This window comes from Sphingobacterium sp. SYP-B4668, assembly GCF_027627455.1.
Lineage (GTDB): Bacteria > Bacteroidota > Bacteroidia > Sphingobacteriales > Sphingobacteriaceae > Sphingobacterium.
Genome location: NZ_CP115483.1, coordinates 789,096 through 804,142, shown reverse-complemented (window position 1 = coordinate 804,142; position 15,047 = coordinate 789,096). Strand labels below are relative to the sequence as shown.

At 39.3% G+C, this 15,047-nt stretch carries 13 protein-coding genes and 3 tRNA genes; 15 read left to right on the top strand and 1 reads right to left on the bottom strand.

Annotated features, from left to right (window positions below):
* Nucleotides 1–8 precede the first annotated feature (8 nt).
* The 9 genes from lptC to OQ289_RS03440 all read left to right on the top strand — a co-directional run bounded on the left by lptC (nt 9) and on the right by OQ289_RS03440 (nt 9,774).
* The gene (lptC, locus tag OQ289_RS03480) at nt 9–605 is read left to right on the top strand and encodes an LPS export ABC transporter periplasmic protein LptC (RefSeq protein WP_270089431.1); all 597 of its coding nucleotides are present in this window, start codon (nt 9–11) and stop codon (nt 603–605) included.
* A 165-nt stretch (nt 606–770) separates the two neighbouring features.
* Nucleotides 771–2,873: a SurA N-terminal domain-containing protein gene (locus OQ289_RS03475; RefSeq protein ID WP_333485570.1), complete on the top strand. Its 2,103-nt coding sequence runs from the start codon at nt 771–773 to the stop codon at nt 2,871–2,873.
* A gap of 62 nt (nt 2,874–2,935) precedes the next feature.
* Nucleotides 2,936–3,451: a DUF2480 family protein gene (locus OQ289_RS03470; RefSeq protein WP_270089429.1), complete on the top strand. Its 516-nt coding sequence runs from the start codon at nt 2,936–2,938 to the stop codon at nt 3,449–3,451.
* Between the two features lie 35 nt (nt 3,452–3,486).
* Nucleotides 3,487–4,278, top strand: coding sequence for a DUF3108 domain-containing protein (locus tag OQ289_RS03465; protein WP_270089428.1), 792 nt, complete (start codon nt 3,487–3,489; stop codon nt 4,276–4,278).
* Between the two features lie 4 nt (nt 4,279–4,282).
* Nucleotides 4,283–4,846, top strand: coding sequence for a DUF3109 family protein (locus OQ289_RS03460; protein ID WP_033566213.1), 564 nt, complete (start codon nt 4,283–4,285; stop codon nt 4,844–4,846).
* 61 nt (nt 4,847–4,907) lie between these two features.
* Nucleotides 4,908–5,879 carry a polyprenyl synthetase family protein gene (locus tag OQ289_RS03455; RefSeq protein ID WP_033566212.1) on the top strand — a complete coding sequence of 324 codons (972 nt, stop codon included), beginning with the start codon at nt 4,908–4,910 and terminating at the stop codon, nt 5,877–5,879.
* Nucleotides 5,880–5,881: 2 nt separating this feature from the next.
* The gene (locus tag OQ289_RS03450; RefSeq protein ID WP_033566211.1) at nt 5,882–6,940 is read left to right on the top strand and encodes a TerC/Alx family metal homeostasis membrane protein; all 1,059 of its coding nucleotides are present in this window, start codon (nt 5,882–5,884) and stop codon (nt 6,938–6,940) included.
* 215 nt (nt 6,941–7,155) lie between these two features.
* Nucleotides 7,156–8,340 carry an aminopeptidase C gene (locus tag OQ289_RS03445; protein WP_270089427.1) on the top strand — a complete coding sequence of 395 codons (1,185 nt, stop codon included), beginning with the start codon at nt 7,156–7,158 and terminating at the stop codon, nt 8,338–8,340.
* Nucleotides 8,341–8,541: 201 nt separating this feature from the next.
* On the top strand, nt 8,542–9,774 hold the full coding sequence (locus tag OQ289_RS03440; protein WP_270089426.1) for a thioredoxin fold domain-containing protein: 1,233 nt from the start codon (nt 8,542–8,544) through the stop codon (nt 9,772–9,774).
* Nucleotides 9,775–9,845: 71 nt separating this feature from the next.
* On the opposite strand, the gene OQ289_RS03435 is transcribed toward OQ289_RS03440, so the two are convergent.
* Nucleotides 9,846–11,981 carry a prolyl oligopeptidase family serine peptidase gene (locus OQ289_RS03435; RefSeq protein WP_270089425.1) on the bottom strand — a complete coding sequence of 712 codons (2,136 nt, stop codon included), beginning with the start codon at nt 11,979–11,981 and terminating at the stop codon, nt 9,846–9,848.
* A gap of 280 nt (nt 11,982–12,261) precedes the next feature.
* On the opposite strand from OQ289_RS03435, the gene OQ289_RS03430 reads away from it, so the two are divergent.
* From OQ289_RS03430 to OQ289_RS03405, 6 genes are all read left to right on the top strand, one after another.
* Nucleotides 12,262–13,011: a UDP-2,3-diacylglucosamine diphosphatase gene (locus OQ289_RS03430; RefSeq protein ID WP_270089424.1), complete on the top strand. Its 750-nt coding sequence runs from the start codon at nt 12,262–12,264 to the stop codon at nt 13,009–13,011.
* A gap of 10 nt (nt 13,012–13,021) precedes the next feature.
* Nucleotides 13,022–13,354 carry a DMT family transporter gene (locus OQ289_RS03425; RefSeq protein WP_033566206.1) on the top strand — a complete coding sequence of 111 codons (333 nt, stop codon included), beginning with the start codon at nt 13,022–13,024 and terminating at the stop codon, nt 13,352–13,354.
* Nucleotides 13,355–13,448: 94 nt separating this feature from the next.
* On the top strand, nt 13,449–14,522 hold the full coding sequence (prfA, locus tag OQ289_RS03420; protein ID WP_033566205.1) for a peptide chain release factor 1: 1,074 nt from the start codon (nt 13,449–13,451) through the stop codon (nt 14,520–14,522).
* Nucleotides 14,523–14,593: 71 nt separating this feature from the next.
* Nucleotides 14,594–14,667, top strand: a tRNA-Asp gene (locus tag OQ289_RS03415).
* 140 nt (nt 14,668–14,807) lie between these two features.
* Nucleotides 14,808–14,881: transfer RNA gene (locus tag OQ289_RS03410), tRNA-Asp, on the top strand.
* Between the two features lie 52 nt (nt 14,882–14,933).
* Nucleotides 14,934–15,007: transfer RNA gene (locus OQ289_RS03405), tRNA-Asp, on the top strand.
* The last annotated feature ends 40 nt before the right edge of the window (nt 15,008–15,047 follow it).

The window sequence follows — 15,047 nt, the reverse complement described above, 5'->3', positions numbered from 1 at the left end:
GATAATCTATGTTTATCAACGTTTGGTTCATAAAAAAATTTATACCCCTATCCTTATTCATCTGGTTAGGGGTTATCTTATTGGGATCTTGTGAGCCGGATTTAAGAGAAGTTGACAGGATTGCGAATATGAAGAAGGGTGAAGCTGTGGATATTTCCTACGGAGTGACCCTAACTTACAGTGATTCGGCAGTGGTAAAGGCTGTAATGACGAGCCCGGAGATGAGGGTCCTGCATGATAGTACACAAAACTATGAGTTCCCAAAAGGGGTGCTGATTGTATTCTACGATGAGGCCGGAAAGGAAAGCCACCGAATTGTCTCGGATTATGCCATCCAACGGGAGAAAGAAAAAACGACTACTTTCCGTAAAAATGTAGTCGTCACCGCTATAAATGGAGATATCGTAAAAACGGAAGAGTTGATCTATGATGAAAACTCAGATACGTTTTACAATCATACGCTAATCACGGCCTACTCCAAAAACGACAACCTGCAAGGATCATCTTTTACATCTGATGGTAACTTTAAAAACATCAATATTGAGAATGCTACTGCGCTATACCACGTTCAAAGTGGCACTGCATTCCCTAATTTTGGAAATTAAAGTGTTTATAAACAGAAAAGTAACAGAATAGTTTTCATCAGTGACAAAATATTACGCTTTTTTTTATAAAAGTTGTATCTTGCACCTCGTTTTTAGTGTAGGTGAATTATTAAACTAAAAATCAGCATTTAAACAATAAAATACAGTTTATAAACTATGGGATTAATGACCTTTTTGCGAAACCGTGCGGGTTTGATCGTAACCGTTATCGGTATTGCAATTGTTGCGTTTTTGTTAGGAGACGTTGTTCGTACTGGAGCACCTTTTTGGGCCAGTAACCAGAATCAAGTCGGAAGCATCAATGGAGAAACAATCAGCTACAATGATTTTAATGCGCAAGTCGACCAGACTTCTGCGATGTTTCAACAACAGATGGGTGGAGGAAGCCTCACACCTCAAATGAAGAATTATGCCGTTCAGCAGGTATGGAATCAATTCGTTACGAAAGAAATTCTAAAACAGGAAGTTGAAAAAATTGGACTTACTGTCGGTAAAGATGAATTGAATACGTTGGTGAGTGGACCAAACCCATCGTACCAAATCGTACAGGCATTTACAAATCCACAGACAGGTCAATTTGATAAAGCTCAACTTAATATGTTTATCGGACAGCTTTCTAGTGCAGGAACTCCCGAGATGCACCAGCAATGGGAAATGTTATTGGAGAGTGTACGGGATGAGCGTATAGGCACCAAATACACGAATCTAGTTAACAATAGTCTTTTTGTTACTTCCTTGGAAGCGAACGATGACTATCTGCAACGTAATAAATTAGCTAACTTTAAATATGTACTATTAGACTACTCTTCTATCAAAGATGCTGATGTTAAATTGACAGATGCAGACTATAAAGAGTACTATGATGAAAATAAGAATGCTTTCAAAAATCCAGAAGAATCTCGTTCTATTGAATATGTCGTAGTAGATGGCCGCCCTACCCAAAAGGATACAGTAGCGACATTGAGTGCTATTGAAAAACTGAAAGCAGATTTGATCGCGTCTACAAATGACTCCTTGTTTGCAAGTATAAACTCGGACACAAAATATCCATACACTTATCTTAAAAAAGGACAAGTGAGTCCTGCACTAGACTCTGTTCTATTTACAGCTGCTGTTGGTACCACTGTAGGCCCTTATCTATCCAATGGGGCATATGAGATTGCGAAAATCAAAGATGCTACATTTAGTCCTGATTCGGTCAAAGCTAGTCACATCTTACTTAACCCAACCGCTGAAGGTGGTATCGATAAAGCTAAGGCAAAGGCAGACTCGATCAAGAGCTTACTTGTAAAAGGTGAGTCATTCGCTCCATTGGCTATACAATTCAGCCAAGATCAAGGCAGTAAGGTCAATGGTGGTGAGTTAGGTACGTTTGCCCGTGGCCGCATGGTTCCTGAATTTGACAAGGCTGTATTTGAAGGAAAAACTGGAGATGTGCTTGTAGTTAACACACAATTTGGGGTTCATATTATTAAGATTGAAAATCAAATCGGCAATTCGAAAGTCGTAAAAGCAGCTATCGTCGATAAAGCGATTACGAGTGGAAAGGAAACAATCGATGCCGCCTATGCAAAGGCCAACAACTTTTTCACAGCAATCAATAAAGATAATTTCAAGGAGCAGGCTGCTAAACAAGGGCTGAAAGAGGCTACTGCTAAGCGTGTGCTGGCAATGGACAACACATTGGACGGCAATGAAGTACCTCGCGAATTGATTAGATGGGCATTTGAGGCTAAAAAAGGAGAAGTTGCAGATAAAGTTTACGAGACGGACCATACATTTGTAGTAGCTCGCTTGGTGGATATCCAACCAAAAGGTTCTCTTCCTTTGGAATCTGTTAAAGCAGATATCGAAACTCCCGTGCGGAACCTTGTGAAAGCTAGACAACTGAAAGAAAAGGCTGAAGCAGCTGTTAAAGGGGCTTCTTCCATCGACCAAGTTGGACAAAAATTAGGAAAAGCTCCTATCCAAGTTGAAAATGTAGTATTGGCAAATCCAGTAATTCCAGGTGTTGCATTAGAAAATGCTGTAGTGGGTACTGTATTTGGACTTCAGCCTAATAAGCCATCTGCTGCAATCAAAGGAAATCAAGGGGTGTATGTTGTTCAAGTCAACGGTTTTGTTAATCCTAAAAACCAAATTGACAGTGAAGTGAAAGCACAACAAAAACAACTAATGGCTTCAAAAGCACAACGTGCTTGGAATTCAATCTTCAAAGCACTTCAAGACAAGGCAAAGATTGATGACAATCGCATTAGATTCTTTTAAAAGATAAATAAGTAACTTTGTAGCCGGACTGTATGGTCCGGCTTTTTTATTTTTATAGCATCATGGATATCCAAGAAAATATAATCAACAAAGTTGCCCAAAGTGGACTTCTAACATTTGACCTAGCTACTCTCGCACCAGATGGTGACTTGGTAGAATATGATATCAAAGACAATCTTTTCCATGGCCTTATCCTGAAAGAGAAAGACTTTAGAGCCTTTATAAAGGATAATGACTGGTCCCAATATGGGGGAAAGCACGTCGCCATTATGTGCTCAGCAGATGCCATTATCCCAACGTGGGCTATCATGCTTTTAGCAAATAAACTTGAACCTTTCGCAAAAACTGTTATTTTTGGGACTAAGGAGGATTTAAGAGATCAACTGTTTGATGCTAAATTAGCAAATTTGGACATGTCGAGATTCGTGGATGAGCGTGTCGTTGTCAAAGGTTGCGGTGATATATATATCCCAGAATCGGCATTCGTTACATTGACTGTCAAACTCAGCAAAGTGGCCAAAAGTATTATGTATGGGGAGCCCTGCTCCACTGTACCTGTATTCAAGAGAAAGACATAATTAAACTTCTAAGACTGCAAACTGTCCATAACTATATGAAAAGAACCTTTACGCTACTACTTCTTGTCTTATCCAGCATGACCTGTGCCTTAGCACAGAGTCTACCCTATCTGAAGGAATCGGCCTATCAAGCCGGTGAAAAACTGGAGTATAAATTGAAATACGGCATTATATCTGCTGCGAGTGGCACACTGATAGTGTCCGATTCAAAATTGAGATTCAGTAATCCTAAGACTTTTCAACTTACAGCACTTGGACAAACATCTGGAGCATTCTCGGTATTCTATACAGTAAAAAACAAATACAATTCTTATGTAGATGGAAGCACGTTCCTTCCGTACTTATATACAGAAGATATACATGAAGGCAGTTATACAAGACAGGATTATGTCACTTTTGAGCAAAATACACAATCTATAAAAGGGAAAAAGGGGAATTTCAAAAGTCCTACTGCTCAAACATTTGACCTCCTATCTGCTTATTATTTTTCTAGGAATTTGGACCTATCCAAATTAAAGATTGGCGACTCATTTAAGATTACCTATTTCCTGAACGATGAGGTCGCAACTTTGGGCATAAAATACTTGGGAATTGAAACAATAAAAACAAAACTTGGAAGCCTAGAGTGTATCAAATTCAGTCCTGAGATTAAACCCGGACGTATATTTAAAAAAGACAGTCAATTATACCTCTGGGTAACTAACGATGGCAACCGTATCCCAGTAAAAGCTGAGGTAGAAATATTAATTGGTTCGGTAACAATGGAACTGCACAAAGCTAGTGGATTGAAACATCCACTAGGCAAACGCGTAAGCTATTCAAAATAAAAACATGATAGAAGTAGGAAGTGTACTCGTACACGAAGATTTGATTGAAAATGATTTTGTATGTAATCTTTCAAAATGTAAAGGAGCATGTTGCATTGAAGGAGATGCTGGTGCCCCTCTTAAGGAGAATGAACTTGCCATTTTGGAAGAAATCTATCCTAAAGTCAAACCCTATATGACTGAGAAGGGTATTATGGCTGTAGAAGAATATGGAACGCATGTAATTGATATGGATGGTGACCTCACTACTCCTTGCGTAGATGGGAATAAAGAATGTGCTTATGTGACCTGGGAAAATGGGGTGACCAAATGTGCAATTGAAAAAGCCTATGAACTGGGTGACATTCACTGGAAAAAGCCGATCTCCTGTCACCTCTACCCTATTCGAACTACCGCTTATCCAGAGTTTGATGTGTTGCATTATGACCGATGGCATATTTGTAAAGATGCGTGTTCATTTGGCAAGGAATTGCAAGTTCCGGTGTACAAATTTTTGAAAGATCCACTGATCCGCGAATATGGTGAAGAATGGTATCAAGAATTAGAGAATACTGTAGCATCATTATAATCTATTTGTTATCTTTAGGCCTCTTAAAAGGTGTCTAATTCATGGTTTTTAACCATCATTCATGCTCAAATTAAACGATATCCAGAAGCCTATAGCCACTGAATTGGCGGCTTTTGAACATAAATTTAAAGCCTCTATGCAAAGTTCGGTTCCTTTGCTGGATAGGATAACGCATTATATTGTCAAACGTAAAGGCAAACAAATGCGTCCTATGTTCGTTTTCTTCTCAGCGGGGCTTTGTGGGTCTATCAATGAATCTACATATAGAGGCGCTTCATTGGTAGAATTATTACATACGGCTTCTCTCGTACACGATGACGTGGTAGATAACGCAAATGAACGAAGAGGTTTTTTTTCTGTAAATGCACTATGGAAAAATAAGGTCGCTGTGTTAGTTGGAGACTTTCTCTTGTCTAAGGGCTTACTCCTATCTGTAGAGCACAATGACTTCCATCTTTTGAAGATTGTATCAGAAGCTGTGGAGCAGATGAGTGAGGGGGAGTTACTTCAAATCGAAAAGGCTAGAAAACTGGACATTGAGGAAAGTGTTTATTTCGAAGTAATCAGGCAAAAAACAGCTTCTTTGATTGCCTCTTGCTGTGCATGTGGAGCAGCATCAACTGGTGCCGACACCGAACTTGTGAAACAAATGCATGCCTTCGGAGAAAAAGTAGGTATTGCATTTCAAATCAAAGATGACCTGTTCGACTTTGGATTGGACGATGTAGGTAAACCTCTTGGAAATGATATTAAAGAAAAAAAAATGACGTTACCTTTGATACATGCACTCCAACAAACGGACAAAGCGGAGAAGCGTCGCATCATAAACTTGGTCAAAAATCACAATGAAGACCATAAAAAAGTGGCAGAAGTGATTGAATTCGTGAGAAGTAGCGGCGGATTGGATTATGCAACGACAAAGATGTTAGAATATCAACAGGAAGCCTTTGATATTTTAAAATCTTTTCCGGAAGGAGCATATAAAACAGGATTAGAGCAATTAGTAAGGTACACTACAGAAAGAAAAAAATAAATATGAGTCACGAATTAATGTTTTTTGGAGGATTTATTATCTTCATCATCCTTATGCTGGCAATAGACCTAGGTCTATTCTCGAAAGGAGACAAACCAATATCGCTTAAAGCTGCGGCAATCATGAGCGCAATATGGGTGCTTTTTGCGTTAGGATTCTTTGTAGTGCTAAAAATATGGGGAAACGAACTACACAATGCCCATGATATAGCGAGTCTACAAGATGTAATCGCCAAACATTACCACAATATCAAGATAAATACGAATGACCTAGCAGGAAGCATTAAGATATACAATGATAACTTGGCATTAGAGTACATAACTGGTTATGTAGTTGAATATGCACTTTCTGTGGATAATATTTTTGTAATGGTGCTTTTGTTCCATTCCTTTGGGATACCTGAAAAGTATTACCACAAGGTATTGGTATGGGGTATTCTAGGGGCTGTAATTTTGAGATGTATCTTCATATTCGTAGGCGCCGCCCTAATCGCAAAATTTGGATGGATATTGTATGTATTTGGCGCATTCTTAGTCTATACAGGAATCACGATGTACATCAATCGGAATCAAGAAGAGGAAGTGGACCCCCAAACACATCCTGTTGTTAAATTTGCGTCAAAGTACTTCAAAGTATATCCAAAAATCGAACATGGAAACTTTTTTCACATCGAAAATGGCATCCGCTATGTCACACCTTTGTTTTTAGTGTTGCTAGCTATTGAATTCACCGATCTTATCTTTGCGGTAGATTCAATTCCGGCAATTTTCTCGGTAACGAAAGACCCATATATTGTATTCTTTTCAAATATATTTGCTATCCTAGGGTTGAGGTCGATGTTCTTCCTATTGGTGAACATCATCCACAAGTTCCATTACCTAAAGGTTGGGTTGGCATTCCTTTTGGTATTCATCGGCGTAAAAATGCTCTTGCATAGTTGGTTAGAGAAACTAGGTTTTACCACCTCTCATTCGTTAATCATCATTATCGGTATATTGGTCCTGAGCGTCATTGCCTCATTAATGTTTCCGAAAAAGAACAATGATCCCGCACTGAAATAAACGAAGAAGGAGCTCTAAACGAGCTCCTTCTTCGTTTTATAATGACCAAGCTTTAGCTAATTGTTGTAATAATTTTACACGCTGTATTCAAGGTTTATTGATAATAAAGCTAAATTCGTCCCATAATTCGGAATCTTCATCGGACACTAGATAAGGGATTCTATTGAACATAATACTGGAAATATCTTTTCAACATCAAAATCAAACTGTTATATATGAATTGGAATAAAACCCTTGTACTTGCTGCTTCTCTATTTGTCGCATCTTTTCACGTTCAAGCACAAGACAATCTCATCAATGCTTTAAAGGCAAATCAAAATGACAACAGCAAGTCCGGATTTACTTTTACCGAAGTAATCAATCTTGCCAATACATCAATCAAAGATCAAGGCTCATCTGGTACATGTTGGTCCTACTCGGGAAATTCATTTTTAGAGTCTGAAATGATTCGTATGGGCAAAAAACCGGTTGAAATTTCTCAAATTTTCTCGGCTCGCAATACTTACCTAGAAAAAGCTAAGACTTATGTACGACTACATGGAGGGCTATCCTTAGGTGAAGGTGGCCAATTTCATGATGTATTGAACGCATATCGTAAATATGGTGCATTACCGCAGGAAGTATATACTGGCTTACACTATGGGGCTAATCGCAATAATTTCGGAGAGATGACGAATATGCTAGACGCTATGATCGGCACATTTGTTAAAGCAAAGAAACTAACACCGAATTGGGAAAAAGCATATGCAGCCGCAATGGACAGCTATTTAGGAGAAGTACCGAAGGAATTTGACTACCAAGGAAAAACTTACACCGCTAAAACATTTGCAGATCAAGTAATAGGTATCAATCCAGACGACTATATCGGACTTGCATCGGTCACCGATCAACCTTTCTATAAGAAATTCGTTTTATTGATTCCTGACAATTGGTCTTTTGACAGCTTTTATAATGTACAGATGAATGACTTAACCTCTGTCATCGACAACGCTCTGGCTAAAGGATATACCGTGGCTTGGGCAACAGATGTGTCGGAAAAGGGATTTAGCTGGAAGAATGGGATCGCTTACGTCCCAGAAAAGCCCGTTGAAGAAATGACTGAAACGGAAAGACAGTCTATGTTTGTAGGCCCAAAACCAGAAGCTAAAATCACATCTGATCAGAGACAACAGGCTTTTGATGACTATAGCACGACCGATGACCATGGTATGCATATTGTTGGATTGGTGAAAGACCAAAATGGCAAAGAATACTATATCGTTAAAAATTCATGGGGTACTTCTAATGATTATAAAGGATATCTTTACGCTAGTAAGGAATTTGTTCGTTACAAAACTACTTCTTTATTGATACACAAAGACGGCATCCAGAAGGACTTGAGGTCTAAAATGGGCTTCTAGCCCTATATAACCCTTGATGAATAGGTTCCTGAGCTGAAATGCTCAGGAACCTATTTTTTTTATATTGAATATTTTTTTACATTCATATGAAATATGTAAGCAAAAATAGGTTTGCCGACACGACGATATTTCTCGCAAATACGATATAACCATAAAAAGAGCTCTTAAGGATAACAAATTTTAGGTACCTAACTAAACTAGATGATGATGAAAAAGCTAATTTTTATACTGTTCTTCTTGCCATTGATGTGTGTAGCGCAAGAGGGAGCCACTGTATTTGAACACGGTCTTTCTTGGACACAGATTAAAGAGAAGGCGAAAAAAGAAAAGAAATACATATTTGTCGATTGCTTTACAACATGGTGTGGGCCTTGTAAATATATGTCTAATACAATATTCCCCCAGCCAAAAGTTGGTGATTTTTTTAATAGCAAATTCGTAAATGCTAAAATACAGATGGACAAAACCAAAAATGACAATGAGGAAGTCCAAAGCTGGTATACAGAAGCGGCTCGGTTTGAAAAGGAATATAATATAAAAGCTTATCCAACATTCCTTATCTTCGATCCGAATGGCGAGCTTGTACATCGTATAGTTGGCGGTGGAGAGGCGGACCAATTCATAGCTAGAGCAAAAGAAGGATTGGATCCACAGACGCAGTATTATAGTCTATTAAAGAAATTCGAATCTGCTCCAAATAACATAGCTGTTGCAAAAAGTCTAGCAAAAGCAGCAGAAAGTGCTTATGATCAAGAGAATCAAAAGAAAGCCCAAGCTGCAATCATCAATTCACTAACAGAAAAAGAACTATTCGAAAAAGAAAACCTGGAAATGCTTTTGAAAAGTGCATCCTCTTCAGACACGAAATCTTATCAATTGATTTCAAAGAATAGAGCGAAAATTGATGAACTAATGGGTGCTGGCACGGTAAATAAAACCTTGGCAATGATACTGATGAATGAACAGGTACTTTCAAAAATCAAACAGGATCAAAACCTTGACATCAATATACTTCAAGATGAATTGGCCCAAAGCCATGCCGATATTGACATGACCGAGATGTTTGTGCGCTTCAAGCCGCAATTCTATTTCAGCAAAAAAGATTGGCCAGCATTCAAAGAGTCTGTAGAGAGTTTTCTAGCGAAAACAGATGTCGCTCCTCTTCAATTGAATTCATTCGCATGGACTATCTTCGAAAACTGTGACGATAATGCATGTATTGAGGCTGCTTTAACTTGGAGTGAAAAATCACTAGAGGACGATAAAAACAATTCGGCGTTCTTGGATACTTATGCGAATCTCTTGTATAAGAAAGGGGATAAAGATAATGCTATTTTGACGCAAGAAAAAGCCGTCGCAACAGCAGATGAGGATTCAAAACAAGAGCTTCAGGTCAATTTGGATAAAATGAAAAAAGGTGAGCCTACCTGGTAAAAGCCTTATATACGAATGCACAAGCCTCTGACGTCAGAGGCTTGTACATAGCTTAACTCGTGGATTCGATTCTAATTTAGACTCTTAATCCCCATGCTCCACAGGGTAAAGGCAAATTTATCGGCTGTTTCATTGATTACAACATCTGTCGAGCGTCCTGCTCCATGCCCTGCTTTGGTCTCGATACGAATTAGGACGGGATTAGGGCAAGACTGCTTGGCTTGTAACTCGGCCGCAAACTTGTAAGAATGGGCAGGTACTACTCGATCATCATGATCGCCAGTGGTCACCAATGTAGCAGGATAACAAACGTCCTGCTTAACATTATGCACAGGAGAATAAGCCCTCAAATATTCAAACATCTCTTTGCTATCATTGGCAGTACCATAATCATGTCCCCAACCTGCTCCTGCGGTAAAGGTATGGTACCGTAGCATATCGAGAACCCCCACAGCAGGCAGCGCTACTTTAGCGATAGTGGGATTGATCGTCATCGTCGCTCCGACCAAAAGCCCTCCATTAGATCCACCAGCAAGTGCTGTATAGGCGGGTGAAGTATAATTTTGCTGCTGAAGACATTCTACCGCTGCAATAAAATCATGGAATACATTCAATTTGTTGAATTGCCGCCCCCCGTCGTGCCATTGTTTCCCATACTCTCCACCTCCACGTAGGTTAGGAACAGCATAAACTCCGCCATTCGCAAGCCAAGTTGCAGTAGATACGCTAAATGCAGGTGTCAGGCTAATATTAAATCCGCCATAACCATATACAATGGTAGGATTCTTACCGTCCATCTTCAACCCTTTTTTATGTGTAATAATCATAGGGACTTTAGTTCCGTCCTTAGAGATATAAAAGACTTGTTTGGATTCGTACTCGTCGCTGTCAAATTTGACGTTAGGCTTAATATAAAGCGTGGATTGTCCACTCTCCACATTGTATTTGAAACTGGAAGAAGGTGTGATATAGTTAGAGAAACTAAAATAAATATCTTTTTCTTTCTTCTTTCCCCCAAATCCAGAAGCAGTACCTACACCTGGCAATTGAATTTCGCGAATCTTTTTGCCGGTATAGTCATATTGCTCGACTACGGATATTGCATCTTTTAAATAATTCGCAAATAGATATCCGCCACCAGTCGATATACTCAATACATTCTCGGTCTCGGGAATAAGTGTAATCCAATTACTCGCTTCCGGCTTACTGCTGGCTACTTTTACTAATTTATTGTTGGGGGCACCTAGATTGGTCATGAGGTAGAACTGCTCGCCATCATTGTCTATCACAGTCGTATTCGAATTAAAATCGCCAACGATGGTCTTAATCTTGGCATCATTTTGATTCAAATCTTTAAAATATAATTCGTTACCCGTAGTGGTATTTGCTGCTGTAATAATAAGGAAACGCTCATCATCAGTAAGGTAAGCCCCAACATAGCGTCTCGGAGTCTGGGGACCACCAAATACCAACTGATCCTCAGACTGAGCTGTGCCTAGTTTATGATAATAGAGCTTATGCTGATCTGTTTTTTCAGACAGCTCAGATCCTTTAGGTTTGTCGTAGCTGGAATAGTAAAATCCATCATTCCCTTTCCAGGCGATGCCTGAAAACTTGACATCAACAAGTGTTTCTCCTACTTTAGATTTGTCATTCGTTTTCCAAACAATCACTTTTCTCCAATCTGATCCACCTTCGGAAATAGAGTAAGCCATCAGACTACCATCTTTCGAAAAGCTTACATCAGCCAAAGAAGTAGATCCATCTTTAGAAAAAGTATTGGGATTTAAAAAAACCTCTTCTTTTCCGTTCTCGCCCCTCTTCCTGTACAATACCGAATGCTGTTGTAATCCATCATTTTTATAAAAATACGTATACTCGCCTTCTATAAATGGGGTGCCAACTTTTTCATAGTTCCAAATATCCGTCAATTGTTCCTTGAGCTTGCCTCGGTAAGGAATCGCATTTAGATAATCAAATGTAGTTTGATTTTGCTCGGAAACCCACTTCTTTGTTTCCGCAGACCGATCATCCTCTAGCCAACGGTACGGATCTGCGACTTTAACACCGAAATATTCATCGTTTACACTCCCTTTTTGTGTAGATGGATAAGCTTTCAATTGAGGTTCGGACTGCGCTGAACCACGTTTTTGAATTGCTGCTAGACTTAACACCATTAAAACCATTCCTAATTTTCTATTTATCATAACTGTATTGTTCCTTGATTCACAAATCTAATAATAATACCAAACAAATAAGACTAGCACACCCAATCTGTAAGCATTTTTTCAACAAGAGCACCATTCAATTATTAAGTTAGCAAAAATAGCCACATCTGACCGGTATTATTTACGCATTCGGCAACAGCACCTCAAATTCCCTCAGCTGAAACCACTGTCGGTTACAGTGGTGTTATAGCATCAAGATATTCAATTTTATTGGGCTCCGAATTTGAAAATTAAGCCTATTTAGGTAGTTTTGAGGCAAATGTCCGAAACGAAAAAAATCTATTTTGCATCTGATTTTCACTTAGGATCATATCCTGCAGAAAAATCACTGTCCAGAGAGCGCGAAATTGTGCGTTGGCTAGACCACATCAAGCACGACGCCACAGAGCTTTATTTAATGGGAGATGTGTTTGATTTTTGGTTCGAATACCAGACTGTAGTTCCAAAGGGATATATCCGTTTCTTAGGTAAGCTTGCCGAGCTAGCTGATATGGGCATAAAATTAACTTTTTTCAAGGGTAACCATGATATGTGGATGTTTGGTTATTTGAAAAAGGAGCTTGGTGCAACCATCATTGATAATGAGCTAATAATTGAAAGGGATAACACTTCATTTTACTTACACCATGGGGATGGGTTAGGAGATGGCGATGTTAAATATAAATTATTAAAAAAAATATTCCGCAGCAAATCATGTCAATGGCTTTTTGCCCGTCTCCATCCTAACTTAGGTATTGGAATAGCACAAAGATGGTCCCGTTCTAGTCGAGCAGCCAATGATACTGACGAGATTTTCCTGGGAGAAGATAAAGAATGGTTAATCAATTATGCTAAGGAGCTGGAAGTAAGCCAACATTTTGACTTTTATATCTTTGGACACCGCCACCTGCCGTATGATATACCGTTATCGAATAACTCTCGGGTGCTGAATTTGGGAGAATGGTTCAAAAATCAAACATATGCCGTATGGGATGGTTCGCAATTGGAATTAAAGTATTGGGAACACTAAGTAGTAATATATGAATTGGATTATATTAATAATCGGTGGATTATTCGAAGTCGGCTTTACGACTTGCTTGGGTAAAGCCAAAACCTCCTCTGGCACAGAAATGTATCTGTGGTATGTAGGCTTTATCATCTCCTTGTTCGTAAGTATGGCCTTGCTAATGAAAGCTAGCCAATCACTCCCACTAGGCACTGCGTATGCAGTGTGGACCGGCATCGGGGCGGTAGGTACAGCATTAATGGGAATATTTTTCTTCAAGGAGCCGGCCGAATTTTGGAGAATATTTTTTATTTTCACATTAATAGTCTCTATAATAGGTCTAAAGGCCGTCTCTCCGCATGAATAATACTTACTAAAAAGCGACAAAATTTCTTTATTTTTGTACACTTAAAAAAGATGTACCGAAATTTCTTTCGGTATTATCGTGATACTTTGATTATATGTTAGATAAATTACAAGCAATAAAAGAACGTTGGGAAGAAGTAGAAGCTGAATTGAGCAATCCTGCTACAATCAGCGACATGAAGCGCTTTGCAAAACTCAATAAAGAATACAAAGACCTTGGCAAAATCGTAGAGCAATACCATCTATACAAGAATATGGTGAGTAATATGGAGACAAACAAGGATATTTTGGCCAATGAAAAAGATCAAGAACTTCGCGAAATGGCGAAAGAAGAACTCGACCTTTTGTATGAGCAAAAAGCAGAAAAAGAAGAAGAAATCCGCTTGATGTTAATTCCTAAAGACCCAGAAGATGCGAAGAATGCTATCATAGAAATCCGCGGAGGTACTGGAGGTGATGAAGCAGCGCTATTTGCAGGAGACCTATATCGCATGTATACACGCTTCTTCGAAACCAAAGGCTGGAAAAATGAAGTAATGGATGTAACGGAAGGTACTTCTGGTGGATACAAAGAAGTAATCTTAAAAGTCATAGGTGATGACGTGTATGGACAGTTAAAGTACGAATCGGGAGTACATCGCGTACAACGTGTTCCAGACACAGAGACACAAGGGCGAGTCCATACTTCGGCAGCATCAGTGGCTGTGCTCCCAGAAGCGGAAGAAGTGGATGTGGAATTGAACCCTGGAGATATTGAATTACAAACATCGCGCTCAGGTGGAGCTGGTGGACAAAATGTGAACAAGGTCGAAACCAAGGTACAGCTTACGCATAAACCAAGTGGAATAGTCGTAGTGTGTCAAGTGGAACGTTCACAATTAGCCAATCGTGAGCTGGCGATGGAGATGCTCCGAAACAAATTATACGAGCTTGAGGTGCAGAAAAAACATGGAGATGTAGCTGCAAAAAGAAAAACAATGGTATCTACAGGTGATCGTTCGGCAAAAGTACGTACTTATAACTATCCACAAGGGCGTGTGACAGAGCACAGAATTGGATTGACACTTTACAATCTTCCAGCGGTTATGGACGGTGATATTCAAGGAATTATAGATGCATTACAGTTTGCTGAAAATGCTGAAAAGATGAAAGACGGAGCCGTAGAGTAGTTTTTTTAAAAAAATAGTTAGCAAGTAAAGAAATTAACGCTATATTTGCACACCTTCTCAGGAAGGAAAAAGGTCTGGTAGTTCAGCTGGTTAGAATACATGCCTGTCACGCATGGGGTCGCGGGTTCGAGTCCCGTCCAGACCGCTTAAAGAAAAGTAGATTACTACTTTCAAAACGTTCTTTACAATAGTAATAATATTTTAATTCCGATGGCTCAGTTAGCTGAAAATCCTTTCATTAAGGAAATACAAAACTGGCAGAATTGGAATGATGAAAGCACAAACGGTCTGGTAGTTCAGCTGGTTAGAATACATGCCTGTCACGCATGGGGTCGCGGGTTCGAGTCCCGTCCAGACCGCTCTTGAAAGTATCTTACTTTCAAAACATCATTACAACAATTAAAATATTTTGGTCTGGTAGTTCAGCTGGTTAGAATACATGCCTGTCACGCATGGGGTCGCGGGTTCGAGTCCCGTCCAGACCGCTTAAAGCATCCTTTTAGGATGCTTTTTTTGTTTGTGGCC

Coding starts and splice junctions, on each gene's coding strand:
- OQ289_RS03450 (WP_033566211.1), top strand. CDS start 5,882: ATGAGTCACGAATTAATGTTTTTTGGAGGATTTATTATCTTCATCATC.
- OQ289_RS03435 (WP_270089425.1), bottom strand. CDS start 11,981: ATGATAAATAGAAAATTAGGAATGGTTTTAATGGTGTTAAGTCTAGCA.
- OQ289_RS03430 (WP_270089424.1), top strand. CDS start 12,262: ATGTCCGAAACGAAAAAAATCTATTTTGCATCTGATTTTCACTTAGGA.
- OQ289_RS03425 (WP_033566206.1), top strand. CDS start 13,022: ATGAATTGGATTATATTAATAATCGGTGGATTATTCGAAGTCGGCTTT.
- OQ289_RS03455 (WP_033566212.1), top strand. CDS start 4,908: ATGCTCAAATTAAACGATATCCAGAAGCCTATAGCCACTGAATTGGCG.
- lptC (WP_270089431.1), top strand. CDS start 9: ATGTTTATCAACGTTTGGTTCATAAAAAAATTTATACCCCTATCCTTA.
- OQ289_RS03470 (WP_270089429.1), top strand. CDS start 2,936: ATGGATATCCAAGAAAATATAATCAACAAAGTTGCCCAAAGTGGACTT.
- OQ289_RS03460 (WP_033566213.1), top strand. CDS start 4,283: ATGATAGAAGTAGGAAGTGTACTCGTACACGAAGATTTGATTGAAAAT.
- OQ289_RS03445 (WP_270089427.1), top strand. CDS start 7,156: ATGAATTGGAATAAAACCCTTGTACTTGCTGCTTCTCTATTTGTCGCA.
- prfA (WP_033566205.1), top strand. CDS start 13,449: ATGTTAGATAAATTACAAGCAATAAAAGAACGTTGGGAAGAAGTAGAA.
- OQ289_RS03475 (WP_333485570.1), top strand. CDS start 771: ATGACCTTTTTGCGAAACCGTGCGGGTTTGATCGTAACCGTTATCGGT.
- OQ289_RS03465 (WP_270089428.1), top strand. CDS start 3,487: ATGAAAAGAACCTTTACGCTACTACTTCTTGTCTTATCCAGCATGACC.
- OQ289_RS03440 (WP_270089426.1), top strand. CDS start 8,542: ATGATGATGAAAAAGCTAATTTTTATACTGTTCTTCTTGCCATTGATG.